The 264-nt window shown below is 53.0% G+C and carries 1 pseudogene; it reads right to left on the bottom strand.

Annotation, left to right across the window (positions count from 1 at the left end):
- Nucleotides 1-264 (bottom strand): annotated as a pseudogene (locus QN379_RS23550) (type VI secretion system tip protein VgrG); the annotation flags it as partial.

The following is a 264-nucleotide window of genomic DNA, read 5'->3' as shown; positions in this document are numbered from 1 at the left end:
TGTCACTTCGTACAGCGCGTGGCGGCCCTCTTGCCGCAGCATGCTGGCGGCGGTGATAAGGCCGGAGATTTCACGCGCCCCAGCACCGATGTTGCCAAGCAGATTGTCAGCAAATGCGCTGTCGATAAATCCACCGCTGCCATCCAATGCAATCATGATGGTTAACTCGCGCCCAATGAAATCATCGAGATTGACATTGCCGATATCTTCACTCAGATGGATCAAGGATTCGGGTGTCATCAGCACGACGGTGTAATCGAATAA

Origin of the sequence: Glaciimonas sp. Gout2 (assembly GCF_035018905.1) — a bacterium.
In the GTDB taxonomy this organism is placed as follows: Bacteria; Pseudomonadota; Gammaproteobacteria; order Burkholderiales; family Burkholderiaceae_D; genus Glaciimonas.
This window is presented reverse-complemented; position numbering and strand designations above follow the sequence as displayed.